The organism is Paenibacillus sp. JZ16 (genome assembly GCF_015326965.1).
Taxonomy (GTDB): Bacteria; Bacillota; Bacilli; order Paenibacillales; family Paenibacillaceae; genus Paenibacillus_AQ.
Map to the genome: position 1 here is coordinate 6902647 of NZ_CP017659.1, position 26823 is coordinate 6929469.

General features: G+C 48.8%; 26 protein-coding genes. 22 read left to right on the forward strand and 4 right to left on the reverse strand.

The window, feature by feature from the left end; translation table 11 throughout:
* Nucleotide 1: 1 nt before the first annotated feature.
* The 10 genes from xseA (at nt 2) to spo0A (ending at nt 10680) form a co-directional block, all read left to right on the forward strand.
* A complete protein-coding gene (gene xseA, locus BJP58_RS30865) occupies nt 2-1372 on the forward strand; it encodes an exodeoxyribonuclease VII large subunit (protein WP_194541869.1) in 1371 nt (456 codons plus the stop codon).
* Nucleotides 1362-1622 (forward strand): exodeoxyribonuclease VII small subunit, encoded by a 261-nt coding sequence (gene xseB, locus BJP58_RS30870; protein WP_009591232.1) that lies wholly within the window; start codon nt 1362-1364, stop codon nt 1620-1622. The genes xseA and xseB overlap by 11 nt, the downstream gene beginning before the upstream one ends.
* Nucleotides 1623-1644: 22 nt before the next feature.
* The gene (locus tag BJP58_RS30875) at nt 1645-2520 is read left to right on the forward strand and encodes a polyprenyl synthetase family protein (protein ID WP_374198247.1); all 876 of its coding nucleotides are present in this window, start codon (nt 1645-1647) and stop codon (nt 2518-2520) included.
* A gap of 108 nt (nt 2521-2628) precedes the next feature.
* Nucleotides 2629-4536, forward strand: coding sequence for a 1-deoxy-D-xylulose-5-phosphate synthase (dxs, locus tag BJP58_RS30880; protein ID WP_194541871.1), 1908 nt, complete (start codon nt 2629-2631; stop codon nt 4534-4536).
* Between the two features lie 20 nt (nt 4537-4556).
* Entirely contained in the window at nt 4557-5429 is an 873-nt protein-coding gene (locus BJP58_RS30885; RefSeq protein ID WP_194541872.1) for a TlyA family RNA methyltransferase, read from the forward strand.
* A 68-nt stretch (nt 5430-5497) separates the two neighbouring features.
* A complete protein-coding gene (locus BJP58_RS30890) occupies nt 5498-5989 on the forward strand; it encodes a hypothetical protein (RefSeq protein WP_194541873.1) in 492 nt (163 codons plus the stop codon).
* Nucleotides 5990-6006: 17 nt separating this feature from the next.
* Nucleotides 6007-6456 carry a transcriptional regulator AhrC/ArgR gene (ahrC, locus tag BJP58_RS30895; protein WP_071223861.1) on the forward strand — a complete coding sequence of 150 codons (450 nt, stop codon included), beginning with the start codon at nt 6007-6009 and terminating at the stop codon, nt 6454-6456.
* A gap of 51 nt (nt 6457-6507) precedes the next feature.
* Nucleotides 6508-8247, forward strand: coding sequence for a DNA repair protein RecN (gene recN, locus BJP58_RS30900; protein ID WP_194541874.1), 1740 nt, complete (start codon nt 6508-6510; stop codon nt 8245-8247).
* A gap of 100 nt (nt 8248-8347) precedes the next feature.
* The gene (gene spoIVB / locus BJP58_RS30905) at nt 8348-9682 is read left to right on the forward strand and encodes a SpoIVB peptidase (protein ID WP_194541875.1); all 1335 of its coding nucleotides are present in this window, start codon (nt 8348-8350) and stop codon (nt 9680-9682) included.
* 194 nt (nt 9683-9876) lie between these two features.
* On the forward strand, nt 9877-10680 hold the full coding sequence (spo0A, locus tag BJP58_RS30910) for a sporulation transcription factor Spo0A (RefSeq protein WP_194541876.1): 804 nt from the start codon (nt 9877-9879) through the stop codon (nt 10678-10680).
* A 239-nt stretch (nt 10681-10919) separates the two neighbouring features.
* On the opposite strand, the gene BJP58_RS30915 is transcribed toward spo0A, so the two are convergent.
* Nucleotides 10920-11822 (reverse strand): ArsR/SmtB family transcription factor, encoded by a 903-nt coding sequence (locus BJP58_RS30915; RefSeq protein WP_194541877.1) that lies wholly within the window; start codon nt 11820-11822, stop codon nt 10920-10922.
* Nucleotides 11823-12106: 284 nt separating this feature from the next.
* Here BJP58_RS30915 and BJP58_RS30920 point away from each other — a divergent pair, with 284 nt between their 5' ends.
* The 6 genes from BJP58_RS30920 (at nt 12107) to BJP58_RS30945 (ending at nt 17736) form a co-directional block, all read left to right on the forward strand.
* Nucleotides 12107-13348, forward strand: coding sequence for an extracellular solute-binding protein (locus BJP58_RS30920; RefSeq protein ID WP_194541878.1), 1242 nt, complete (start codon nt 12107-12109; stop codon nt 13346-13348).
* Between the two features lie 82 nt (nt 13349-13430).
* On the forward strand, nt 13431-14306 hold the full coding sequence (locus BJP58_RS30925) for a carbohydrate ABC transporter permease (protein WP_194541879.1): 876 nt from the start codon (nt 13431-13433) through the stop codon (nt 14304-14306).
* Nucleotides 14307-14360: 54 nt separating this feature from the next.
* A complete protein-coding gene (locus BJP58_RS30930; protein ID WP_194541880.1) occupies nt 14361-15272 on the forward strand; it encodes a carbohydrate ABC transporter permease in 912 nt (303 codons plus the stop codon).
* A 79-nt stretch (nt 15273-15351) separates the two neighbouring features.
* On the forward strand, nt 15352-16326 hold the full coding sequence (locus BJP58_RS30935) for a glycoside hydrolase family 43 protein (RefSeq protein ID WP_194541881.1): 975 nt from the start codon (nt 15352-15354) through the stop codon (nt 16324-16326).
* Nucleotides 16327-16568: 242 nt separating this feature from the next.
* Nucleotides 16569-17456 (forward strand): NAD-dependent epimerase/dehydratase family protein, encoded by an 888-nt coding sequence (locus BJP58_RS30940; RefSeq protein WP_194541882.1) that lies wholly within the window; start codon nt 16569-16571, stop codon nt 17454-17456.
* Nucleotides 17457-17523: 67 nt separating this feature from the next.
* Nucleotides 17524-17736: a hypothetical protein gene (locus tag BJP58_RS30945; RefSeq protein WP_194541883.1), complete on the forward strand. Its 213-nt coding sequence runs from the start codon at nt 17524-17526 to the stop codon at nt 17734-17736.
* A 63-nt stretch (nt 17737-17799) separates the two neighbouring features.
* On the opposite strand, the gene BJP58_RS30950 is transcribed toward BJP58_RS30945, so the two are convergent.
* Complete coding sequence (locus BJP58_RS30950) at nt 17800-18105, reverse strand: DUF2627 domain-containing protein (protein WP_071223872.1); 306 nt, start codon at nt 18103-18105, stop codon at nt 17800-17802.
* Between the two features lie 157 nt (nt 18106-18262).
* Between BJP58_RS30950 and lpdA the strand changes: the two genes are divergently transcribed.
* The 5 genes from lpdA (at nt 18263) to lipB (ending at nt 24112) form a co-directional block, all read left to right on the forward strand.
* A complete protein-coding gene (gene lpdA / locus BJP58_RS30955; protein WP_194541884.1) occupies nt 18263-19684 on the forward strand; it encodes a dihydrolipoyl dehydrogenase in 1422 nt (473 codons plus the stop codon).
* Nucleotides 19685-19864: 180 nt separating this feature from the next.
* Entirely contained in the window at nt 19865-20893 is a 1029-nt protein-coding gene (locus BJP58_RS30960) for a thiamine pyrophosphate-dependent dehydrogenase E1 component subunit alpha (protein WP_194541885.1), read from the forward strand.
* 3 nt (nt 20894-20896) lie between these two features.
* A complete protein-coding gene (locus BJP58_RS30965) occupies nt 20897-21883 on the forward strand; it encodes an alpha-ketoacid dehydrogenase subunit beta (RefSeq protein ID WP_194541886.1) in 987 nt (328 codons plus the stop codon).
* A gap of 17 nt (nt 21884-21900) precedes the next feature.
* Nucleotides 21901-23307 carry a dihydrolipoamide acetyltransferase family protein gene (locus BJP58_RS30970; protein ID WP_194541887.1) on the forward strand — a complete coding sequence of 469 codons (1407 nt, stop codon included), beginning with the start codon at nt 21901-21903 and terminating at the stop codon, nt 23305-23307.
* Nucleotides 23308-23431: 124 nt separating this feature from the next.
* The gene (gene lipB / locus BJP58_RS30975) at nt 23432-24112 is read left to right on the forward strand and encodes a lipoyl(octanoyl) transferase LipB (protein WP_194541888.1); all 681 of its coding nucleotides are present in this window, start codon (nt 23432-23434) and stop codon (nt 24110-24112) included.
* 26 nt (nt 24113-24138) lie between these two features.
* On the opposite strand, the gene prli42 is transcribed toward lipB, so the two are convergent.
* Nucleotides 24139-24240 carry a stressosome-associated protein Prli42 gene (gene prli42 / locus BJP58_RS30980; protein ID WP_162487679.1) on the reverse strand — a complete coding sequence of 34 codons (102 nt, stop codon included), beginning with the start codon at nt 24238-24240 and terminating at the stop codon, nt 24139-24141.
* A gap of 112 nt (nt 24241-24352) precedes the next feature.
* On the opposite strand from prli42, the gene BJP58_RS30985 reads away from it, so the two are divergent.
* Complete coding sequence (locus BJP58_RS30985; protein WP_194541889.1) at nt 24353-25483, forward strand: tripeptidase T; 1131 nt, start codon at nt 24353-24355, stop codon at nt 25481-25483.
* 77 nt (nt 25484-25560) lie between these two features.
* Here BJP58_RS30985 and BJP58_RS30990 read toward each other — a convergent pair whose 3' ends face one another.
* Nucleotides 25561-26772: a tetratricopeptide repeat protein gene (locus BJP58_RS30990; RefSeq protein WP_194541890.1), complete on the reverse strand. Its 1212-nt coding sequence runs from the start codon at nt 26770-26772 to the stop codon at nt 25561-25563.
* Between the last annotated feature and the right edge of the window lie 51 nt (nt 26773-26823).

Here is a 26823-nt window from a genome sequence, read left to right on the forward strand (position 1 = left end):
TATGAAGTCGGCAGATCCAGGACGAGTATTATCCGTTAAGGATTTAAACCGTTATATCCGCATGAAAATGGAAGGCGATTCGAGGCTCTCCGACGTATGGATCCGCGGTGAAATTTCGAATTTCACCCATCACTCCAGCGGACATATGTACTTTACCTTAAAGGATGAAGGCAGCCGGATTCGTGCGATCATGTTTGCGACTCATAACCAGAGGCTCCCTTTTATACCGAAGGAAGGCTCGCGCGTCATTGCCCGGGGCAATGTGTCGGTATATGAACGAGATGGTCAATATCAATTCTATGCGGTTCAAATGCAGCCCGACGGGATCGGCAGTTTGTACCTTGCTTATGAACAGCTGAAGTCGAAGCTGGAGGAAGAGGGCTTGTTTGCAGCCGAGCGCAAGCGGCCTCTGCCGCGTTATCCCAAGACAATTGGTGTTATTACCTCGCCGACGGGTGCCGCGGTTCGGGATATTATGATTACGATCCGGAGACGGTACCCACAGGCGAGAGCCATTCTTTATCCGGTGCTGGTTCAAGGCAAAGGGGCTGCTCCTTCGATCGTGAAGGGTATTCGGACGATGAATGACATGGCTGAGGCGGATGTGCTCATCGTTGGGCGCGGCGGCGGATCACTGGAAGAGCTGTGGGCGTTTAATGAGGAGATCGTTGCAAGAGCTATTTATCAATCCGATATTCCCGTCATTTCGGCCGTTGGACACGAAACGGATTTTACGATCGCCGATTTTGTTGCAGATGTACGAGCCGCAACGCCGACGGCCGCCGCTGAACTTGCGGTACCGAGCAGCGCGGAACTGAGAGGGCAGCTTGTTCAAAGACAGCGTCAGCTGAACCAGGGACTTCAGCAGCGTCTTCAGCGGAGTCGTGAACGTTTATTTTCGCTCCAGCGTTCCCCGGTTCTGGTTCATCCCCGCCGGTATATGCTTCAACATGCCGAACGTTTGGACATGCTGTCCCAGCGGCTGCAGGGGAACCTCAAATCCCGGCTATCCCTGGTCCGCCAGCGACAAAAATCACTGCATCAGGGATTAATCCGGTATAATCCGCGAACCCAAGCGGAGTTTGCCGCGAGAAGAAAAGATCAGGCCAACCGGCAGTTAATGAATGCGATGCAGTCGATCATGAAATCCAAGGTATCTCAGCTGCAAACCGAAATGAGGCATCTCGATGCGCTCAGTCCGCTGAAAATTATGTCCAGAGGATATAGCCTCGTGTACGACGAGGCAGAACAAAAGCTTGTCAAATCCATCGAAGATGTTCAGTTAGGCGATTTGGTTAACGTGAGGGTCAGCGACGGACAGCTGCAGTGTCAAGTGTGGGGAATGAAGGAGGATGAAGAGAATGGCGAATGAAACATTGGAGATCAGCTTTGAAGAAGCGATGGCGCAGCTCGAGACGATTGTAGAGCAGTTGGAAGATGGAGATGTGCCGCTGGAAAAAGCAATCGATTTATTTCAACAGGGCATGAAGCTGTCGCAGATGTGCAGCAAAAAGCTGGAGCAGGTTGAGCAAAAAATCGAAATGATCGTGGAAGAGGGCGGAGAACTGAAGCGTAAGCCTTTTGGCGGGACGCTGGATGAGACAGGTGAACTGGGTGAATAACAGACTTCCGATTCATCAATATATGAATGAGATTTGGGACAGACTGGATAGCGAGTTAACAAATCTTTTTCCGCCAGGTTGGAAAGTTCCTGAAACCCTTCGCCAGTCCATGTCGTATTCTTTAATGGCAGGCGGCAAGCGAATGCGTCCGCTGCTTGTCATTGCGGCATGCGAGGCCGGAGGCGGCAACCGTTATGCTGCTCTTCCAGTCGCTTGCGCCGTTGAGATGGTCCATACATATTCCCTTATCCACGACGATCTTCCAGCGATGGATGATGACGATTATCGCCGCGGCAAGCCAACGAATCATAAGGTTTTTGGCGAAGCGAGCGCTATTTTGGCCGGCGATGCCTTGCTGACGCATGCCTTTTACAGCGTAATCCAGGCTGCCAGAAAGCATGGTGTTCCAGCTGAGCGCGTGCTGTCGATTGTGGAGGATCTTGCGGAGTATGCAGGTCCGCGGGGGATGGTAGGCGGTCAGGTTGCCGATATGGAGGGTGAACAAGGGATAACGACGCTAGAGCAGCTTGAGTATATTCACCTGCATAAGACGAGTGATCTGATTATGTTCTCGCTTATGGCCGGCGGGCATATTGCCGGGTGCTCGGAATCCCAGATTGAATCCTTGCGAACCTTCGGGCATCATATCGGCCTTGCTTTTCAGATTCAAGATGATATCCTGGATCTGGTCGGGGATGAGTCCAAGCTTGGGAAGCCGGTACAAAGCGATGTGAAACAGGAAAAAGTAACGTATCCGTACTTCATCGGTTTGGACGCATCAAGGCGTGAAGTTGAGCGCCTGACAGCAGAAGCCAAGCGGGTCATTTCCGAAGGGAATTTCAATGATCCCTCCAGATTGCTGGAGATCGCCGATTTCCTGATGGCTCGGGATCACTAAGCACGCTTTACATGCAAACGGTTTTTTTGTGATATAATGTCTGTTAATGGCTGATTTCATATCAGCTGAAGAACGTAAACTTAATCAAGGAAAGCGGGGAGATTCTTCGTGCTTCTTCCAAATATCAAGCATCCCGAACAACTTAAACATCTATCGGTGGACGAACTCGAGGATTTAGCAGGACAAATCCGTCATTTTCTAATCGAAAAGCTGTCCGTTACCGGTGGCCATCTTGCACCGAATCTGGGAGTGGTTGAACTCACGCTGGCCTTGCACTATTGCTTTGACAGCCCTCGTGACAAGATCATATTTGACGTGGGCCATCAAGCCTATGTACACAAGATATTGACCGGACGAATGGATAAATTTGATACGCTCCGTAAATACAAAGGCTTGTGCGGCTTCGTAAAGCGTTCCGAAAGCGAGCATGATGTCTGGGAAGCCGGGCACAGCAGCACCTCGCTGTCTGCCGCAATGGGTATGGCGATGGCGCGTGATTTGAAAGGTGAGAACAACCGGGTGATCGCCTTGATCGGTGACGGTGCCCTTACCGGCGGCATGGCGTTTGAAGCGCTCAACCATATTGGCCATGAGCAGAAAAAGCTGATGGTCATCCTGAATGACAATGAAATGTCGATTGCACCGAATGTGGGTGCCATGCATAACTACTTAAGCAAGATCCGATCTGATCGTTATTATCTTCGTGCTAAGGACGAAGTGGAAATGCTCCTGAAGAAAATTCCTGCTATCGGCGGCAAACTGGCCAAGACGGCAGAGAAGATGAAGGACAGCCTTAAATATATGATGGTTCCCGGCGTTTTATTCGAGGAACTCGGATTTACCTATCTGGGCCCTGTAGACGGACATGATCTGAACAAACTGATCGATACGTTAAAGCAGGCCGACAATGTGGATGGACCCGTTCTGATTCATGCCGTAACAACCAAAGGCAAGGGATACCGACCGGCTGAATCCGATTCTCATAAATGGCATGGGATCACGCCTTATAAGATTGAATCCGGCCAAGTCCTTAAAGCGGTAGGAAATCCGATGTACACGGAAGTATTCGGACAGACGCTGGTTGAGCTGGGGGAACAGGACGAGCGAATCGTGGCCGTTACGCCGGCGATGCCGGGCGGCTCCGGCTTGATCCCGTTCAGCAAGAAATTCCCTGATCGTATGATCGATGTGGGGATTGCCGAGCAGCACGCCGCGACCTTGTGCGCAGCATTGGCAATGGAAGGCATGAAGCCTGTATTTGCGGTGTATTCCACGTTTATGCAGCGTGCGTACGACCAAATCGTGCATGATATTTGCCGCCATAACGCCAACGTGATGTTTGCGATTGACCGTGCCGGCTTTGTCGGTGCAGATGGCGAAACCCATCAAGGGGTATACGATGTAGCCTTCATGCGTCATATCCCGAATATCGTCATTATGATGCCAAAAGACGAGAACGAGCTTCGTCATATGATGAAAACAGCGCTCGATTATAATGAGGGACCTATCGCTTACCGATACCCCCGGAACAATGTGCGCGGCGTTCCAATGGACACCGAACTGGTGCCGATTCCTATCGGGACTTGGGAAGTCGTTCGTCCTGGCGAAGGATACGCGATTCTGGCATCCGGTCCTATGGTTCAGTTGGCCGAGGAAGCTGCGGAGCAGCTCAAGCGGGAAGGCATTACGGTGGAAGTCGTAAATGCCCGATTCCTTAAACCGCTTGATGGAGGCATGCTGCGGAATCTGGCAGAGACGGGGACATCCATGCTGGTTCTGGAGGAAGTTTCGCAAGCAGGTAGTATGGGCAGCGCGGTTCTGGAGTTCTTTGCGGAGCAGGGAATCCATGATGCGGTCGTATCTTTAATGGGGATCGAAGACCGGTTTATCGAGCATGGCAGCATACCGCAGCAGCGCGAAGAAGTAGGGCTGACATTGGAATCGGTTTGTCAGGAGATCCGGAGCTTGAAGAATGCCCGGACAGCCGGGCTCGGCAAGAGAAGTTTTATGTCTTAGTAAACCATCGGGAGTATAATATGGATTCATCTCAGAAAGAACGAATTGATGTCCTGCTCGTGGAGCAGGGATATTATGAGAGTCGCGAAAAAGCCAAGGCCGCGATTATGGCGGGTCTGGTCTATGCCGGAACCGAGCGGATCGAGAAAGCCGGCATGAAAATTCCGAGGACGTCCGAATTGAAAGTCAAAGGCTCGGTTCATCCCTATGTCAGCCGTGGAGGATTAAAGCTTGAGAAAGCGATTCGTTCATTCGACATCGATATGAAGGGGCGCGCGATGCTGGATATCGGCTCTTCGACTGGAGGCTTCACGGATTGCGCGCTCCAGCACGGGGCAAGTTATGTGTATGCGATCGACGTCGGTTATAACCAGTTGGATTGGTCGCTGCGTAACGATGAACGCGTGTGTGTCATGGAGCGAACCAATTTCCGCTATATGACACCGGATGACCTGAATGGCCCTCAGCCTGATTTTGCCAGCATTGACGTCTCGTTTATATCCCTTCGCATCATTTTACCGCCTTTGAAGATGCTCCTGGGTAAACCAGGAGATGTAGCTGCTCTGATCAAGCCTCAATTTGAGGCAGGGCGGGAGAAGGTGGGTAAGTCCGGCGTGGTTCGTGATCCGAAGGTTCACAGGGAAGTCTTGACGCAAGTGCTGACTTTTGCGGATGAAATTGGGTTCAAATTAAAAAACCTGACATTCTCTCCGATTACGGGTGGAGAAGGCAATATAGAATTCCTGGCCCACTGGCGATTAGAGCCGGAGGTTTCTGAAAGCTCGGAAGAACCGACTCAAGCAGATGGACAAGAACCTGTCCATTTGAGTCAATGGATTGATACCGTCGTAACGCAAGCGGCTCATACATTCACAGGAAACTCATCGAAATGATGGGTTTCTTTTGCTGAAAAAGAGGAATTTATGTTCTCATACGCGAATACAAAATTCGAGGTGAGAGGATGAATGAGCGTTATGATTGGTTATTAATGATATTGCTTGGTGTCGTCATAGCCTTGCTTATCGGTTATAGGCTGAATCGTTGGCTAATGTCGCCATCACCGGATCGACTGCCGGGCATCCCGATAAATGAACACATTCCAGAACACCCAGCGATTGGGATGCTCGAACAAGAAGGATATGACGTCGTTGGGGGTAAAGTAAAAATAAACTTGTCATTTGAAACGGGGCATAGACCCATCTTGAGTCGGTTGTTTATCGATTACATTGCATCCGATGACAGTGGTGATCTGTACATGGTGAAGCTGGCACGGGAACGGATGCCGGTCGACTGGACGGGCTCGGGCATTCGCGATCGGTTGATGCCGTTTTTGCTGCTGTATCCCGAATGTGCCGGGCTGCTCTACATTAATGTGAACGAGAAGTCGATTCACCGTTTAAGCATGGATTGGTCGGACGAAGAATGGATTGGTCAGGATGATTACAACAGTTAATACTCAGGAGGCTCTTTATGAAGGGACAACGCCATATTAAAATCAGGGATATTATTACCCACCAGGATATTGAGACACAGGATGAGCTTGTGGACGCATTGCGTGCGGAAGGTTTTCAGGTCACTCAAGCTACGATTTCACGTGATATCAAAGAACTGCTGCTCATTAAGGTGCCTACAGATGATGGGCGATATAAATACTCCATGCCGACAGATCAGCGTTATAACCCTGTACAGAAGCTCAAAAGAGCGCTTGTCGATAATTTTGTTTACATTGACCGTACCGGTAATCTTGTCGTCATGAAATGCTTGCCTGGAACAGCTAATTCCGTTGCCGTGCTGCTCGATAATATGGAGTGGACCCAGATCATGGGGACCATTTGCGGCGATGACACGATATTGCTGATTTGCCGAACGGAAGATGACGGAGAACATGTGGTTACCCAAATCAAAAATTTCATTTCGTAATAAATATTTGTGACTCATTGGCAGTTTTAAGCAGTAGCGGAGGTGGGAAACATGTTAAACACGCTATCCATTCGGAATCTTGCGGTTGTAGAAAGCGTGGATGTGCATTTTTATCCGGGATTTCACGTACTGACGGGGGAAACCGGAGCAGGTAAGTCCATCATTATCGATGCGCTGGGATTAATTGCCGGCGGCCGCGGCTCGGCTGAGCTGATTCGCTACGGGTGCGACAAAGCGGAGATTGAGGCTCTGTTTGAGCTGCCTGCGCAGCATCCCGTATGGGAAACACTGAAGAAGCTGGGTGTTGAAGCGGATCCGGAAGAGCATTTATTGATTCGGAGAGAACTGACATCTCAAGGGAAAAGCACGTCGCGTATTAACGGACAGCTGCTGAATTTAAGCATGCTGCGTGAAGTTGGAGAAAAGCTCATCAATATTCATGGCCAGCATGAGCATCAAAGCTTGCTGCGTTCAGAGCAGCATATGAGTCTTCTGGACACATACGGAGATAAGGTCATCGGGCCTGCCAAACGGAAATATCAAGAATTGTACGGCGAATTCAGCAAAGTGGAGCGGGAGCTCAGGGACCTGCAGGAGACCAGCCAGAAGGCGTATCAAATGCTGGATATGTATCGGTTTCAGCTCGAGGAGATCGCGGCTGCGGAGCTAAAATCCGGTGAGGATGAGGAATTGTCCGAAGAAAGAACCAAGCTGTCCCACAGCGAGAAGATGATGGATTCCGTTGCCGGAGCATACGACCTATTGTACGGATCTTCGGGTCTGGAATCCGTCAGCCGTGCCCTATCCAGATTGGAGGATGTGTCCGGCTACGATGAGAAGGGGTTAAAGCCGCTTGTTGAGCAGCTGCAATCCGCGTATTATCAGCTGGAGGATGCGGTTTTCCAGCTGAGGGATTATCGCGACAGCATTGAATTCAATCCGGAACGGCTGAATGAAATTGAACTTCGTTTAGATATGATCTCCGGATTGCGACGAAAATATGGGGATAATGTTGAGCAAATTCTGGAATACTACGTGAGAATTCAGCAGGAAACCGATATGCTGGAGAATAAGGACGAGTTTATACAAGCGATGGAACAGCGCCGTGACGAGTTGTTAAGCGTGCTGCTGGTTAGCGCGAAAGAGCTTAGTATTGCCCGCAAGCAATGTGCGCAAGATTTAGCACGGCAGGTGGAGGGAGAACTAAAGGATCTTCAAATGGAACGCACCTCGCTTGAGGTTCGCATGGAACTGCAGCTGGATCCTAACGGTTACGAATATGAAGGACATAAAGTAAGGTTGACCAGACAAGGTATGGATACGGCCGAATTCCTCATATCCGCCAATCCGGGTGAACCTCTGCGTCCGCTTGCCAAAATTGCTTCGGGTGGAGAAATGTCCAGAATTATGCTGGCGATGAAGAGTATATTTGCCCGTCATGATCAAATACCGGTCTTAATCTTTGATGAAGTCGACACAGGTGTCAGTGGAAGGGCTGCCCAATCGATTGCGGAGAAGCTGTTTTTGCTGGCTAAAACCTGTCAGGTGTTCTCCATAACGCATTTACCGCAGGTCGCTTGCATGGCGGATCATCAGTATTTAATCGAGAAGAAGCTGGAAGCCTCCAGAACGATGACGCAAGTAGAAAACCTGACTGAAGAGGGGCGTGTAAAAGAGCTTGCACGAATGCTTGGCGGAGTCGAGATCACTCAAAAGACACTTCATCATGCCCAAGAAATGCTCAATCTGGCGGCAGCGCAAAAGGCTTCCAGAACGGCTCTGGGTCAATGATTGACAGTTATAAATCCTTAAGGGCAGGGTAACTTAAAGGTACGCAATTGGCGACCACCTTTTCGTCAAGCGAAAGAAGAAAAAGGGAGCGTGACAGCCATTGAAGCCCAACCTCAGGAGAAAACTGCTCGGTTTCGTTCTTGCTTTCCTTCTTTGTTTCATTGGAACCGCTGATCCAGTCCAGTCTTTTGCTTCATTGCCTAATGAGCTGAGATTGATTTCCGGTCAGCAGTCCCGCCTTGATGTAGCCATGCCAGTTCAAGCCCTCGCTTCAGTTGATCGCCCGGATGTCCTGCAGCTTAACGGCTCCCGCGAGTCAAAACTTCAAGTATCGCTAAAGCATCCACTGCAGCTGAACCCCCAGCAAAGCGGAAATGCGGAAGTAACCCTGAAATTATTTGGTAAAATTCCTCTGAAGACAGTTCATGTGAAGGTGATCCCGGAGCTCAAGGTCATTCCTGGAGGCCAAACCATCGGTGTCAAAGTGAAATCCTCCGGTATACTGGTCGTTGGACATCATCTGGTACGCGTTCAAAACGGTGCTAAAGTGTCTCCTGGAGAAGCAGCTGGCTTGAAGGTTGGCGATCTGCTGACCACGATGGATGGAATGCCGCTTAATGATGTGACTAAGGTTGCTGATATCGTCGAGAAGGCTGGTAAAGCTAATAAGCCACTGGATATCTCCTTTAAGCGGGGCGGCAAAGTAATGGCAACAAAACTGAGTCCAGCATATGATCAAGAAGATCAAAGCTGGCGTCTTGGTCTGTATATCCGTGATTCTGCAGCAGGGGTAGGAACCTTAACTTTCTATGCGCCTCATCAGAAAGTTTATGGAGCTTTAGGCCATGTTATCACCGATATGAATACTCAAACACCCATTGATGTCGGAAGCGGACAGATTGTTCAGTCCAACGTTACATCCATTAGTCGAAGTGAAGAAGGCGAGCCGGGGGAAAAACGGGCCACCTTCACAAAAGACGGCAAGATTTTGGGCAATGTCGAGCGCAATACCCATTTTGGCATCTTCGGTAAAATGAATAATCTTCCTGAACACGGTCTGTATCAGGAGCCCATTCCCGTAGCCTTATCCCATGAGGTCAAGGAAGGACCGGCAGAGATTTTAACTGTCGTTGAAGGGCAGGATGTTGAACGCTTTACAGTGGAGATTGTTCATGTGTCCAAGCAGGATGCTCCTGCAACGAAAGGGCTTGTGCTTCGTATCACCGACCCGAGATTGCTTAAGAAGACAGGCGGGATCGTACAAGGCATGAGCGGTAGTCCGATCGTTCAGGATGGCAAGCTGATTGGAGCGGTAACGCACGTTTTTGTTAATGATCCTAAATCGGGGTATGGATGCTTTATTGAATGGATGCTTCAGGACTCTGGCATACTACAATCTACAGAATCAACTCCTCAAAATCTTAAGGCAGGTTAATGCCTTGAGATTTTTTGTCGTAAAATAACGAATTAGAGATTAATTTGAAACAAAATATTTAATTATAAATCAACTTCAAAAAAAATAAAGAAAAATAATTTTCGACAGAAGGAATTTAAATAAGCATGTCGAAAACTTTATACACAAGAAAATGTTCTAAAATAACAACTGATCTGATAAAGGAGGAGCACGAATTGCAAAAGATCGAGGTATTATTGGCAGACGACAACCGTGAGTTTACAAACCTGCTTGGTGAATACATTTCGGATCAACAAGATATGGTGGTTTCCGGAATCGCTTATAACGGCGAAGAAGTACTGAGCATGATTGAGGAATCGGGAAAAGTACCGGATGTGCTGATCCTTGATATTATTATGCCTCATTTGGACGGCCTTGGCGTACTTGAGCGATTACGCGATATGAATTTGTCTCCGCAGCCGAAAGTCATTATGCTTACGGCATTTGGTCAGGAAAATATTACGCAGCGAGCCGTACAATTGGGAGCTTCCTATTATATTTTGAAGCCGTTTGATATGGAGGTGCTCGCCAGCCGTATTCGTCAACTCGTTGGCTCGTCCAGCAGCATTTCGTCAGGCGCTTCATTTACAAGTATGAAATCCAATGTGGTTCCCATGGGCAAAGGCAAAAATCTGGACGCGAATATCACTTCGATTATCCATGAGATTGGTGTCCCTGCTCATATCAAGGGTTACCAATATTTGCGTGAAGCCATTACGATGGTATACAACAATATCGAAATTCTTGGTGCGATCACCAAAACGTTGTATCCGGCAATCGCAGAGAAATTCAAAACAACGCCTTCCCGCGTGGAACGTGCGATCCGTCATGCAATCGAAGTGGCCTGGACACGCGGTAACATCGACAGCATCTCGCATCTGTTCGGCTACACCATCAACATCAGCAAATCCAAGCCAACCAACAGCGAGTTTATCGCGATGGTCGCTGACAAGCTGAGAATTGAGCATAAGGTATCTTGAAAGGGTAAGGACTGAGGAAGGGATTTAGGGTAATGAAAGAGGTTATCCTGAATGTCTACTTGCGCGGAACATTGAAATCACTCCTTTATTGGTTGCGATGTCGTAATCTGTGAAGGAGTGATTTTATGTTTGCCATGGACTTTGAGCAAAACAAACCAGCCGCTAATCCGGCTGGTTTGTTTTTATTTAGGTAACTTAACAGGTGAACAATCTTCGGTGTTATCTACCTTCGATTGGCCTCACAGATAATACATTTTGAACTGGATATCCTGCTCGTGGTTTCCGAACTTCTTGCCGAATAATGTGGCACCTCCCACGTGCTTTGCATCTTCCTTCACTTCAATTCGAAAGGTCCAGCGATCACAGGTTGCATCCAAATCATCTATGGAGACGGCAGAGAGCGGGTCGCCATCGATATAAGTACCATGGCTTGTAATTCGTATCGTTTTTAGCAGACCGTATTGGTTGATGTTGTGCGGCCACCATGCAGGCGTATACTTCCCCCTCGTATCCGCGAAATCCCCCGGGCTTGTCCACGTCCCAAGTTCGATCCCGTTTAAGGAGAACGTGATGTCGGAAGGCCAAACATCATTGGAAAAAGGAAATTCCGAGGAAATCTCCAAGCTGATTTCGAACTGCTGCAGCTTTTCATCCTTTTGAAGGAAGTTCGCGATGTTGTATTGGATAAAGCCCTCCGTAAACCACAGGATTTCTGCATCCACACGCTTGGGATCCATGAAGTATTTGGGTTCGTCAACCCGCCCGATAAATTCCTTCTCGGTAGCAAGGCCGCAGGTAGGTTTCAGGTCATAGTCCGTGTAATGCCCGATCGGCACGGATGCCTCATATGAAGCAAAGGAATGAAAAATCTTTTTCGGGAAGTTGATTTCGATATGATCCACCTTCAGGATCGATATTTTTTGCTGTCCCGATTTTCCCGGTACTTTTTCTGTCCGGATAATGCCTGCATCTTCGAGCTTTTTAATATGTTTTGTCACAATCGGACTGCTGATTTGAAGTTCTTGGGCCAAATCTTTGATATTCATTTTGTTTTTGGAGAGCAGCTGAATAATCTTGATTCGAACTTCGCTGGCCAAAGCCTCGTAAACCACAAGCGATGACTTGTCTATTTCCAATTGCATATGACCACTTCTTTCAACAAGTTTTTCATAAACCAGGTTCATTAACTTATATGCATCATAACACATGCTTTATTAACCTGTATATAAATCTAAGCATTTAATACAACAAATTTTCAATTATATGATTAATGTAAATGTTAATTAAACTAAAAATAAGTAACAAAGATTTATATATATGTTATTGACACCGTTTTCAAAACGAGTGTATACTGAACCAAAGTTAATCGTTTTCATGATCCATGTCGGTAAATGATTAACCAAATGATTAGTAATAGGAGGAGAGTTTGTTGAAGAAAAAAATGGGGGTTTCACTAATACTTGTATTGTTAGCGGTAGCGGTACTAGGGGGATGTGGCAACGGGGACAAGAACACCATTACCTTCTGGACGCCTTTGACAGGTGATGACGGGGCTTACATGGATCAGCTAGTGAAAGATTACAACGCCACCAATCCTGAATATAAAGTGAAGCACGTGATTACTTCGGATATGTATACAAAAATTTCTACCGTCCTGAATTCAGGCAAAGGCGTTCCTGATCTGTCCATTATTCACGCAGACCGCGTTCCTAGCTTCGTTAAGCAAGGTGTGTTGGAGCCGATGACGGCAGTCATGCAAGCTCAGCCAGAATTGAAAGCGGATAATTACTTGCCGCAGGCCTGGGCAACTGGAAACGTCGAGGGCACCCAATATACAGTACCCCTTGATATTCACAGCAATGCGATGTATTACAATAAAAATTTGCTCAAAAAATACAATGTTGAAAGCTTCCTTGATGATGATGTCGTGACCATTGATGAAATTTTGTCGCTGCAAGGCAAGCTGGATGAAGGCGATTACGTGATCAATGACGCTCTGTTGGGCTGGGTTGTGCTGGCGCAAATCCAGAACCTGGGCGGCGACATTCAACAAGACGGCAAGCCGGCCGTAAATACAGAAGCCATGAAGCAAGCATTTACGGAGATTAAGAAAATATCGGATGCAGGCTTGATGACCCCTTTTGGTGAGGACGGCTATCTGATGTTCCAATCTGGAAACGTTTTATTTTCCACAGACGGCACATGGAGCTCGACGGCACACGCAACCGTCGATGGATTGGACTTTGGCGTTACGAACATTTATTCGACGAGTGCTGATAAGTATACGAACCGGGCCTCTTCGCACTTATTCTCCATGCTGAAGAACGATAAGAGAACGGATGAAAAAGAGCAGGCCATCGGCCAGTTCCTGGAATTCATTCGCCAAAACTCGATTGAGTGGGCAAAAGCGGGACAGATTGTAGCGAGTAAACAGGTCATTGAGAGCCCGGAGTACGGTAATTATATTCAGTCATTCTTTACCGCCAACGAAAAAGAAATCGAATCCTTGTACATTTACACCTACGAGTACTATCCATACGTAGCGGAGGCTGTGGATACATATGCAGCGGATATCGTACGAGGCAATGTCGATATCGACGAGACCCTGGCGACGATGCAGAAATTTGTAGAGGATAAAATCGCGGAAGGCAACAGTGCTGCAAAGTAAATAACAGCAGAGCAGATTGAAAAAAAGAAAAGTGTCCTTCCTTAGAAGACACTTTTCTTTTCCAAAGGAGAAATGAAAGGGTATGAATAAGAAGTCGTTGACGCCTTATTTCTTTGTAGGTCCCCATCTGATACTTTTTATCGTATTTATTCTATTGCCGACCCTATACGGGATCTATGCTTCCTTTACGCAATGGAATCTGATTAATGACCCTGTATGGGTTGGCTTGGCCAACTATAAAACGATTCTGTTTGACACGGAGTCTACCTTCTATACCCAATTTATGAATGGATTAAAAAATACGCTCATCTTTGTTGTGCTAAGCGTCCCTATATTAATCATCATTCCGTTAATGATTGCCGTATCGCTGGAACACAAAAAAGTGAAAATGAAAAATGTGATTCAGTCCATCCTCTATATTCCCGGACTCATCTCGATTTCCGCAGCGGCACTGATCTGGTCTTTAATCTTCAATAAGCAGCTCGGGATTACGAATAATATTTTCGGCTCAGAAACGGTCTGGGCAGCCAACCAGCCCTATGCCTGGCTGATTATCATTGTCATTACGGTGTGGGGCGGAGTCGGTGGCAACATGATTATCTACCGGGCTTCCATAAGCGGAGTGTCGAAGGATTTGTATGAATCGGCCGAGATAGATGGAGCGGGGCCTGTCCGCAGATTTTCAAGCATTACACTGCCTTCCATTCGTTTTCCGCTGATCTATACCTTTGTTATGACGACAGCCGGAGCCTTTAACGTATTCGGTCAGCCATTAATGATGACGGACGGAGGACCCAGACAGAGCACGACGGTATTGATGATGTATATCCGGCAGCTGGCCTTCGGTCACGGGGAATCGATTGCGGGTATGGCATCCGCGATGGCGGTTTTGCTCGGACTGGTCATTCTCGTCATTTCAGCCCTTCAGTATTATGTGATGAACCGAAACGCGTCCTAGCGGCATGATCAGCTTGCAAACGACGGAAACGATAAAAGGTAGGTGTACTGTGCAATGTCGAACCCGGTACTACATGAAGTAAACGCGGATTCCAAGCTTGGTCGCTCTGGTCCGAAGAAGGCTTCATCCAACATAAGCGTGTCAAAATATATAGCTTACGCATTTCTGATCATCCTGTGTGTAATATGGGCAATTCCGGTCATATTTGGCATTACCACATCTTTTCGGTCCCAGGCTGAGGTGGTTTCCAGCGGTTTCAGACTGCTGCCCGATAGCTGGATTTTTGATAATTATGTCACGATTCTGCAAAACACGTCGACCGCGCCCATTCTGCGCTGGTTGATGAACTCCGTGTTTATTGCAACGATGCATACGCTGCTCGTGATCGTTGTCATTTCCATTACAGGTTATGGATACTCGCGCATGAACTTTAAGGGAAGAGATACCTTGTTCTTTACCTTGCTTGGAATATCCTTCTTTCCTGGGGTAGTGAATCTGATCCCGTCTTATAAAATCATTGATGCGCTGGGATGGGTTAATACATCTTGGGCAATGATCATTCCCGGTTTGGCCGGGATGGGGAACATTTTTTTGGTCAGACAATTCATGATGGGCGTTCCCAAGGATTTGGATGAATCGGCACGCGTGGATGGAGCGGGAGATTTTAGAATCTATTACTCTATTATTTTGCCGCTCATGAAACCTGTACTGATTGTATGCGGCCTGTTTTCATTTACGGGTTCCTGGAATGATTTCCTCTGGCCCGTCATCGTGTATACCGATGTGGAGAAGATGCCGGTCACAGCAGGTTTGCTGTTGTTACAGGACATTTACGGCAATTACCGCATGATCGGACAATTGATGGGTTCTGCGATCCTGGCCATCATTCCGACGCTGCTGTTGTTCCTGTTTGCCCAGAAATACTTTGTGCAGTCGATTAACTTAAACGCAGGCATCAAAGGATAGCAAGAAGATTGGATTCAAAGAAACATTTAAAAATAGAAAGCTAGCGGAAGTCAAACTATAAGGTATAGGAGTCGTCACCATGTCTGAATTATATATAAAAAATCCCCTGATTGAACAAAGGGCTGATCCCTGGATCTATAAACATACCGATGGTTATTATTACTTTACCGGTTCCGTGCCGGAGTATGACCGTATTGAGCTTAGACGCTCGCAAACGATACATGGGCTTGCGGATGCTGAAGGAATTACGATCTGGCGCAAGCATGAGTCAGGCCTGATGAGTGCCAACATATGGGCACCCGAGATCCATTATATGGATGGCAAATGGTATGTGTACTTCGCCGCTGCCCATACTTCAGAAACGAGGGACGGATTGTTTGATCATCGCATGTTCGTACTGGAGAACGCTTCGGCGAACCCGCTCGAAGGGGAATGGGTGGAGAAGGGGCAAGTGATCACGAAGTGGGAATCTTTTGCCTTGGACGCAACAACCTTTGAGCATAGAGGCAAACGATATTATGTATGGGCTCAGAAAGATCCGGGCATTCCAGGCAATTCCAATCTGTACATTTCATTGATGGAAAATCCATGGACCCTTACAGGGGAACAGGTATGCATCTCGGTTCCTGAGTACGACTGGGAGAAGATCGGGTATCTTGTGAACGAAGGGGCCGCCGTTCTGAAGCGAAACGGGCGAATATTCATGACCTATTCCGCGAGCGCCACGGACCACAATTATGCGATGGGGCTGCTGACAGCCGATGAGGACAGTGATCTGCTGAATCCGAGCTCCTGGGTCAAGTCGCCAGTACCCGTGTTTACGACATCGGAAGCCAATGGCCAATATGGACCAGGGCATAACAGCTTCACGATTTCCGAGGATGGCTCGCAGGACATTCTGGTGTACCATGCAAGAAGTTACAAGGAGATTGTGGGCGATCCTCTATATGATCCGAATCGGCATACGCGCGTACAGGTCATCCGGTGGAACGAGGACGGGACGCCGAATTTCGGGGTGCCGAGAGCGGATGATGAACCGGTCTCCAAGCTATGATGCAATTTGTAATTGGGGTTATAGAACGAATCGATTTACAAACATCAGACCGACTGAGCTTAACAGCTTGGTCGGTTTTTTACATTACAGGAGATAAGCAGCATAATATAAAATAGGAAAAAAGAAGGAGTCTTCGATATGGATGGAGAAAAGAGGACTGATCGTTTTATGAAATGGTTAAGGATGTATAAAGTACGGTACTATTAACGATATTCTTATTTCCCGGTAAGGAGGAATTATAAATGGCAAAGATATTAGTATTGGGCGGTACCCGCTTTTTCGGTAAAAGGCTGGTTAACCGGCTGCTGGCTAAAGGCGATGCCGTTACGATTTTAACGCGCGGACATCACCAGGATTCATTCGGGGGTGCCGTTGCGCGGCTTACCGTGGATCGAAAGGATCCGGAAGGTTTAAAACAGGCAGTGGGAAGCCAGGACTTTGATATCGTGTATGATAATATATGTTATACTCCGGAAGAAGCGGGACAAGCTGCAGACATCTTTGCCGGACGGATTGGACAATACGTGCTGACCTCTACGTTATCGGTCTATGATTTTGCGGATCATCCGGTGAGGGAAGAGGACTTTGATCCTTACAGATACCCTGTCATGATGAACGAAAGCAGGGACTACAGCTATAAGGAAGGCAAGCGCCAGGCGGAGGCGGTATTATTCGGCTGCCACAACCTGAACGTTACCGCTGTCCGGCTGCCGATTGTGCTGGGACCGGATGATTATACGCGAAGACTGCATTTTCATATTGAGCATGCAGCCAGCGGAGAAGCTATTGGTTTGCCTGATCCTGACGCGCAAATCTCGTTTGTGCATGCCGAGGAAGCGGCTGCGTTCCTGGAATGGGCAGGTCAAGTTCAATTGGAGGGCCCAGTCAATGCTTGCTCCAGCGGAACGATTTCGGTCCGGGAATTGATGAGCCAGATCCAGCAGGAAGTTGGAAGGTCGGCACCGCTGCAGTCTTCCGCAGCACCTGACCACATGTCCCCGTTCGGAATTCCGGGAGATTGGACGATGGATCATGCCAGAGCGGCAGCTGCCGGCTTTAAATTTTGGGATTTGCACGATTGGATGCCGAAATTGATTGCTGAATTGTCCGCCGATTTGAAGGTTCGCTAGCGAAAGCGGCAGGATCATTATCATTTAGAAGAAAGATAGAGGGAAGTGCCCTGAAAGGAAGATCAGCATGAGCGACAAGATGGCAGCATGGAAAGAGCGTATTCGAGAGGTAGAAGCCATGGAAGGCTTATCTCCGGAAGCCCTGACGTTAATCCATGCGATGTATGACGAATTGGAAGTTTTAACGAAGCAAAATTTCAATCTGCGGAAAACCGCGCTGAAAGCGACGTCCAGAGAAACGAGAATGTCGAGTAAACTGAAGGATGCATTGATGGAATAAACGGCGGAGTTCAGAACATATGATAAACACCGGGGAGGGCTCCCCGGTGTTTTTTTGATAGGATTAGCTTTTGGATGGCGTTCCTGATTTCGGCGCTTGGCGCTTCTTTTTGAATCTTGGTCCAACGTAATTTCGCTTGCGGTCCCGGAACAGAATCCAGCCGCCCAAGAATCCGATACCAATGACAAACAGAGCCAGCCCGCCTAGAAAAGATAGCCAACCGAAAGCGGGGTTTGCCACACTGTCATCCCCATGAACGGAAATATATAGAAAAACCGCATCTTTCATCATTAAGAAACCCTTCATTGCCATAAAACCCGGGATAACCAAAATCAAGATGGCAATAAAGCGGGAAATTAACATTTTCATAGAAGATTCCTTCCTGCGACTGATGTAATGAACTACCGTTTATCATACCTTTTTCATAGGGCAATGTCTATTTCCATTATGGATGCTGATTTTGTAATCCGAAAAAAAGAGAGTACAATGAAAGTGTAAAACTGGACTTATTATGGAGGTGCCGTTTGTGGCTATAACATGTGATGTAGCAATTCTTGGCGGGGGAACCGGTGGATATGTTGCGGCCATCCGCGCAGCCCAGCTTGGTAAAAATGTGGTCATCATCGAGCAGGACAAACTGGGGGGGACCTGCTTGCACCGCGGCTGTATTCCGAGCAAATCTTTGCTTCGGAGTGCCGAGCTGTATGCAGAAATGAAGGATAGCGAGAGCTATGGCATCGAGACGGACGGGGTCCGGCTAGCGTTTGACAAAGTACAGAAGCGTAAAGACGGTATCGTCGCTCAGCTGCACCAGGGCGTTCAATATTTGATGCGCAAAAATAAAATTACCGTCGTGCAGGGCAAAGGGAGAGTTATCGGCCCGTCCATTTTCTCTCCGCGCAGCGGGGCAGTGGCGGTTGAGCTTCCGGACGGCGAGATGGAAACCGTGGTTCCCACTCATCTGATCATCGCAACCGGTTCGCGTCCGCGTCACTTACCGGGGCTAGAGCCTGACGGCATACATATACTGACAAGCGACCATGCGCTTCAACTGGATGAGCTCCCTGCATCCATCATCATCGTAGGAGGCGGCGTAATCGGCGTGGAATGGGCCTCGATGCTGAATGATTTTGGCGTTCAGGTCACGATTGTTGAAGCTTCGTCCCATCTGCTGCCAGCCGAAGACGAGGAAGTTGGACGGGAGCTGACAAAGATGCTCACCGCCAGAGGCGTAGAGGTTATCACCAACATTTCCATTCAAACCGATAGCTGTGAGATCCGGAATCAAAGCGTGTCCATCACGATTGAGCAAAAGGACGATACCAGAACATTGTCAGCGGACAAGCTGCTCCTCTCTGTCGGGAGAATCGGTAACACTGAAAATATCGGGCTTGAAAATACCGACGTTCGGGTTGCGAACGGCGTCATCGTGGTGAATGCCAATATGCAAACAACAGAACCCCATATTTACGCAATCGGCGATTGCATCGGGGGTCTTCAGCTTGCCCATGCAGCAAGCCACGAAGGGATAGCCGCGGTGAACCATCTGGCAGGCGAGAAGACGGAAGCCTACAGAAGCGAATGGATCCCTCGCTGCATCTATACCCGTCATGAGGTAGCCAGTGTCGGACTAACGGAGAAGCAGGCCAAAGAACGCGGACATGAGATCAGGATCGGAAAATTCCCGTTCTCGGCGATAGGCAAATCTTTGATCCACGGAACGAAGGAGGGTTTCGTGAAGGTTATTGCCGATCAGAAGACGCAGGATATTCTGGGCGTGCATATGATGGGTCCGCATGTTACGGAGCTGATCGGCGAAGCGGCACTGGCGCAAGTACTGGATGCGACTCCATGGGAAGTGGGAGCGGCGGTGCATGCCCATCCATCCTTATCCGAAATCATCGGTGAAGCGATGCTTGCGGTGGATGGACGAGCCATTGGATTATAAGGATAAGTACATCCTTTTGTGGAATCCCTCATTTCTTTTTGCCGAGAAAGGGATTATAATAACATTAAGCCAAGTCTTAGTACCAGGTTTTAATACTTGATCAAATACGCCTTTAAACTTAGGTTACAAGGCGCGAAGGATCAAGCCTGAAGTCATGGCTCACATAAAGGAGGGATCTCCATGAAAGAACATGAAACGGTTATGGCAAACAACAATAGGCATGAGCAGCTTGGACTGAGCGACGGACAAGTGCTAGACATGTACAAATATATGGTGCTGGCGCGAAAATTCGATGAGCGCAACCTGCTGCTGCAGCGTGCGGGCAAAATTAATTTTCACGTATCCGGGATCGGGCAGGAGACGTGTCAGGTTGCTGCTGCGTTTGCCCTCGACCGGGAGAAAGATTACTTTTTACCCTATTACCGCGACTATGGATTTGTATTGGCAGTGGGCATGACGCCTCGCGAACTGATGCTGTCGGCTTTTGCCAAGGCAGAGGATCCGAACAGCGGCGGACGGCAGATGCCTGGACACTTTGGCAGTAAACGCCTGCGAATTGTGACGGGCTCCAGCCCTGTAACCACACAGCTTCCGCATGCAGTGGGTATCGCACTGGCGGCGAAGATGCAGAAGAAGGATTTTGTATCGTTTGTTACGTTTGGCGAGGGCTCAAGCAATCAGGGGGATTTTCACGAGGGCTGCAACTTTGCGGGCGTTCACAAACTTCCTGTCATTATCATGTGCGAGAATAACCAATACGCCATTTCGGTGCCGCTTCATAAACAGATTAGCGGGAAGGTAAGCGACCGCGCGCTCGGTTATGGATTCCCTGGCATTCGAGTGGACGGCAACGATGCGCTCGAGGTCTATGCAGCCGTAAAGGAAGCGCGTGAGCGTGCGATTCGCGGAGAAGGTCCAACACTGATCGAATCCATGATGTACCGTTTGTCTCCGCACTCCACATCGGATAACGATTTGGCGTACCGGACAAAAGAAGAGGTCGAAGAGAACTGGAAGAAAGACGGCGTCGCCCGCTTTAAGAACTATTTGGTCGACTGCGGGCTCTGGGACGAAGCACGCGATCAGGATCTGATTGCGCAATTAAACCTGGAGATCAAAGAAGCGACGGAATCTGCAGACTTGGCTCCATTTCCGAAGCCTGAAGATACGCTTCTTCACGTATATGCCGATGATGAAGGGGGCGTGTAAAAGATGGCGGTAATGGAATATATCGATGCAATTCGCCTGGCCATGAAGGAAGAGATGGAGCGTGACGAGTCCGTATTCGTGTTAGGCGAGGACGTAGGCGTCAAAGGCGGCGTGTTTACAACAACCAAGGGTTTGTTGGATCAGTTCGGCGAAATGAGGGTGCTTGATACCCCGCTCGCGGAGTCCGCGATTGCCGGTGTCGCTATCGGAGCGGCCATGTATGGCATGAAGCCGATTGCCGAGATGCAATATTCGGACTTCATGTTCCCGGCAACCAATCAGATTATTAGTGAAGCAGCGAAAATCCGCTATCGTTCCAATAACGATTGGAGCTGTCCCGTCGTGATTCGTGCGCCGATCGGCGGCGGAATATTCGGGGGATTGTATCATTCCCAGTGCCCGGAATCGGTTTTCTTCGGAACGCCGGGATTGAAAATCGTTGCGCCGTACTCGGCCTATGATGCGAAGGGGCTGCTGAAAGCTGCGATACGCGACCCGGATCCGGTACTGTTCTTTGAGAACAAAAAATGCTACAAGCTGATTACTGGCGATGTACCGGAAGATGATTACGTTGTACCGATCGGCAAAGCGAAATTGCTGCGCGAAGGGTCGGATATTACGGTGATCAGCTACAGTCTGCCGCTGCACTTTGCCATGCAGGCTGCCGAAGAGCTTGAGCAGGAAGAAGGCATCAGCGCGCATGTTCTGGATTTGCGTACGATACAGCCGCTTGACCGGGAAGCGATTATTGAAGCGGCCCGTGCAACGGGTAAAGTGCTGATCGTTCATGAAGATAATAAGACCGGCGGCGTCGGCGGGGAAGTAGCCGCGATTATTGCGGAGCACTGCCTCTATGATCTGGATGCCCCGATCATGCGCTTGTGCGGTCCGGATGTACCAGCTATGCCAATCAGTCCGCCGATGGAGAAATTCTTCATGCTTAACAAGGACAAAGTCAAAGAATCCATGCGTCAATTGGCGCTTTATTAAGAACAGGGAGTGTGAGCATGTCACAAAATCAGAAATTGACCGATGTTACAATGCCTCAGCTGGCGGAATCCCTTGTTTCGGCGACCATTGCCAAGTGGCTGAAGAAGCCGGGGGATGCCATCGAGCAGTACGAACCGATCTGTGAAGTCATTACCGACAAAGTCAATGCCGAGATTCCATCCACCTTGGACGGCGTCATGGGAGAGATTCTTGCCCAGGAGGGCCAGACCGTCAATGTTGGCGAGATCATTTGCCGGATCTCTGTCGCTTCCGGTCAAGGGGCAGATCCTTCTCCCCAGCCGGCTGCAAGTGCTCCCGTGAGTCAGCATCAGGGAAGCGGCAGCGAAGAAGGTTCGATGCGTTTCCGGTATTCCCCAGCTGTGCAAACACTGGCAGCCGAGCATCAGATTGATCTTTCGCGAGTACAGGGATCAGGCATGGGCGGCAGAATCACTCGTAAAGACGTACTGGCTTATATTGAAAAGGGAGGAGCAGCCCAAGGCCAAGGCGCTCCTGCCGGAGCAGCACCAGCCCAGAGCGCCCAGGCACCGAAAGAAACGATACAGCCTAGCGGGACTTCGCCGTTTCAAGGGCTGCAGCATCAGACGCCTGCGGAACCGTCGCCTCCACTTGGCACAGCTATTCCGGATGTGCGTCATTCCGGGCTGCATTTGACGGAATCGCCGAAAATTCCAACCATCGAAGTGGAAGGAATGGAAGGCGGCAGATCGGAATACTTTATCGATGTTACGCCGATGCGTAATGCGATCGCCAGAAATATGCGTCAAAGCGTGACGGAGATTCCGCACGCGTGGACGATGATTGAGGTCGACGTGACCAATATCGTATTGCTGCGTAATCAGCTGAAGGACGAGTTCAAGCGTAAGGAAGGGGTTAATCTGACCTACCTGGCCTTTTTGCTGAAAGCCGTTGTGAACGCAATTAAAGATTATCCGATCATGAATTCGTTCTGGGCCGTGGATAAAATCGTGGTGAAGCGCGATATCAATCTGTCCCTGGCCGTCGGAACAGAGGATTCCGTGCTGACGCCGGTCATCCACCGTGCCGACCAGAAGAATATTGCCGGCTTGGCTAGAGAGATCGAAGAGCTTGCACGCAAGACCCGTGAAGGCAAGCTGAAGCTAGACGACATGCAGGGCGGTACCTTTACGGTGAACAATACGGGATCCTTCGGTTCGATTCTGTCTTATCCGATCATCAACTATCCGCAGGCTGCGATTCTAACGTTTGAATCCATTGTTAAAAAGCCTGTGGTCATCAATGATATGATCGCTGTTCGTTCAATGGCGAACCTGTGTCTTTCCCTCGATCATCGGATTTTGGATGGGGTTATCTGCGGAAGATTCCTGCAGCGGGTTAAGGATAACCTGGAAGGGTACACCCTGGATACGAAGCTTTATTAATGTCTCTTCTATGCATCTGCGGACTGATTCTTCGGAAGAAGGTTCGCAGACGCCACTCATACCAAAGTCATTTACAGGAGCATTCATTGGTTAGTGGGAACCCTATGAAAGAAGGCGTTAGCACATGAATAAACCGTTAGATGTATCGTATACGCCGGTTGTAGATTATGGCATGGCTTGGGAGCTTCAAAAACAACATGTTTCCGCCATCGATCAGGGGGAGCAGCATGAATGCTTGATGCTCCTTCAACATCCTCCGACCTATACCATGGGGTCGCAGCGTCATCCGGAGCACTTGCTCTTAAGCAAAGAGGAATTGGAGAAGCAGGGCATCGGCTTGTTTGAAATAGATCGTGGCGGTGACATTACATATCATGGTCCTGGACAGCTTGTCGGGTATCCGCTGTTACTGCTGGACGGCGGCAAGAATTTGAATCTGCACGGATTTCTGCGCGATGTGGAACAGGTCATCATCGATTACTTGGCATCATACAACATCGAAGCCGGCCGCAAACCCGAGTACACCGGGGTATGGGTAGGGGATCTGAAAATTTGCGCCATCGGCGTTAAATTCAATAAAGCCCGCCAGCATCGCGGATTTGTGACAAGCCATGGTTTTGCGTTTAATATTAAATCCGGGATCGCAGACGCGGGATTCGCTGGAATCATTCCATGCGGTATACAGGAATATGGTGTAACTTCATTGGAAGACTGTACGGGGCGGGGTTTTGAAGTTGAGGAAGTAGCCCGGGAGATCGTGCCATTCTTCACCCGGGTATTTCCATATGAGGCTCGTTGGTTGTAACAGCAGGCGCTCGTAAATGCAGGGTGTCAGCGAAGGAATAATGGCTCAAGGATAACCAGCAGTGTTGATCCGATCATCGCAATCAGCATGAGGTAGATAACAATTCGAAACCACTTTTTACGTTGCATTGTGTAACTCCTTTGAAATAGGTTTAATGATGAACATACATGCAGCAGCATCATTCATTGTGATATAGATATAAAGACATTGTATCGTATCTGCGAAAGAGAGGGAAGTCCAGTGATCTCAGAAGAGCGTATCATCCAAGAGTTTATGGAATTGGTTCGTGTCGATAGTGAAACCAAGCATGAAGAAGAGATCTCCAAGGTTCTCAAACATAAATTTTCCGTTCTTGGCTTTGACGTCATCGAAGATGATGCCAAAGAGAAGACAGGGCACGGAGCAGGAAATCTGATTATTACCTGGAAAGCGGACGAGGCGGCCTCGCAAGCGCCTAAACTGCTATTCACCTGCCATATGGACACCGTAACGCCCGGTAAAGGCATTAATCCGACCTTGGGTGATGATGGCTGGATTCGAAGTGATGGAACGACTATCCTCGGTGCTGATGACAAAGCGGGCATCGCCGCACTGCTGGAAGGTATTCGGGTTATCCGGGAAAATAACATTCCCCACGGACAAGTCCAGTTTGTCATTACGGTAGGTGAGGAATCGGGTTTGGTGGGAGCTCGTGCGCTTGACCCTGATGTTTTGGATGCCGATCTCGGCTTTGCCCTGGATTCCAACGGTGAATTAGGCTCCATTGCAGTTGCCGCACCGACCCAAGCAAAAATCAAAATGATTATCAAGGGCAAGTCGGCTCACGCCGGAGTGAACCCGGAGGATGGCATCAGTGCCATTCAAGTCGCTTCAAAAGCGATAGCCAAAATGAAGCTGGGACGCATCGACAAAGAAACCACGGCAAATATTGGCAAGTTCCAGGGTGGAGGCGCAACCAACATCGTCTGTGACCATGTTCAGATTGATGCTGAAGCACGCAGTATCGTTCAAGAGAAAGTGGATAAGCAAGTAAATGATATGCGTGAGGCGCTCGAAACTACCGTGCGGGAGTACAATGCCAATTGTGAGTTCATTAGCGAGATAGTCTACCCGGCTTTCAGTTTTAATGAACATGATGAGGTCGTTCAGCTTGCGCAGCGTGCCATCGGCGGTTTGGGCTTGCCCACCCGCACGTTCCGCTCCGGAGGCGGTAGTGACGCCAACATTTTTAACGGTCTTGGAATTCCAACCGTCAATTTGGCGATTGGATATCAAGATATTCATACGACGCAGGAGCGGATTCAAGCTGCAGATTTGGTCAAGGCGGCGCAGATCGTTGTGGGGATCATCCAGGAAACAGCTAAGGCTTAGTCGACAAACAGGCAGAAGAAAAAGAATAAAGCCCGCGGCGGACATTTGACGTCCCTGCGGGCTTTTAGATTTGTCTGTTAATTCAAGGTTGCCATGGGTGATTGGTTCTCCCGTCTTTTTTGGGCAGGCGACCAAGTGGTATGCCAGTTCGTGTTCTCGACCACATGCAATGCGGCATTGATGTTGTCTATGTATGGTTCAATCTCTTTTCTCGCCACTTCCGAGGAATACTGTTCCTCAAGACGGGCAGAGAGGGAGATCAAGGCTGACTGCAAATAACAAGCAGCTTCGCCGAATCGTATCTCTGTACGCCCGGGATAAGCCACTCTAAGCTGCTCGAACAGGGATGCAGCCTCATCATATTTTCCTTGATCATATAAATGCTCTGCCGCTATAAAACATACTTTCATACAGTTGCTGTCCTGCTCTTGTAGCGGCAGCGCTTCCAATTGGTTTAATTTTGAAATTGCGAGTCCTCTGTAGCCTTCATCATAAAGAAAACAGATCAGAGCATAATAAGCATGCTCGCCGCTATGGGTAAGCAGATGTTCGGCTAGGGATATCATATTAAGCGTAACGGCAGCACGTGCTAATTCTAAAGTATCCGACATGGCGATAAATCGGTCAGGGATTGAATGGTTTATGTTCCACTCGCAGAGCTGCCTGATTCTGGCCAGCTGAGCTCCTTCAGACGTTCTTGGACGTGGCAGTTCGCGCAGGTGGTGAGTCGAGTCGCGAAGGTAACTGTCGATGAGCTGCATGGCTTCAGATACTTGACCCGTCATGATCAGGCAAGCTACATACTGGATACAGGTATCTGGATATAAACTCCCCTGTTTAGCAAAACAATGGGCAGCTTCCGGATAAGCTCCGATGTAGAATAGTGATCTGCCAACCATGATGTTGGAAGCCGGAAAGCTCCTTGTTTCGTCCAGGAGTCGTTCCCAAATCGTGTGGTCTGAAATCCCCTGCATGTGCAGGAGTGCAGCCCACTGGTTCAGAGCCTCTTGGACGTAGGTACCGGAATGCTGTACGACGGTTCTGAAAGCTTCCTCCGATTTGCCGAAGGAACGCATCCGCATGCTCAATAACCCGTATTCGAGCCAGCTTAGATCAACTTCCTTCCAGCCCGAGCTCGTCATGTCGGTCGGGGCGGATTGCGCAGCTTCCTTGAAGCTCTTTAACGCCTTCTCAAGATACCCGCGTCTTTTGTACCACTTACCGCGCTCATATTCAGTTGAAGGTGGATTAGTGATTGGTTCGGTTTCAATAATAGGTATATGTCGCATGTCGAAGCCTCCCAATGTTATAACACCCATATAGGTGTAAAGGTCATGGTC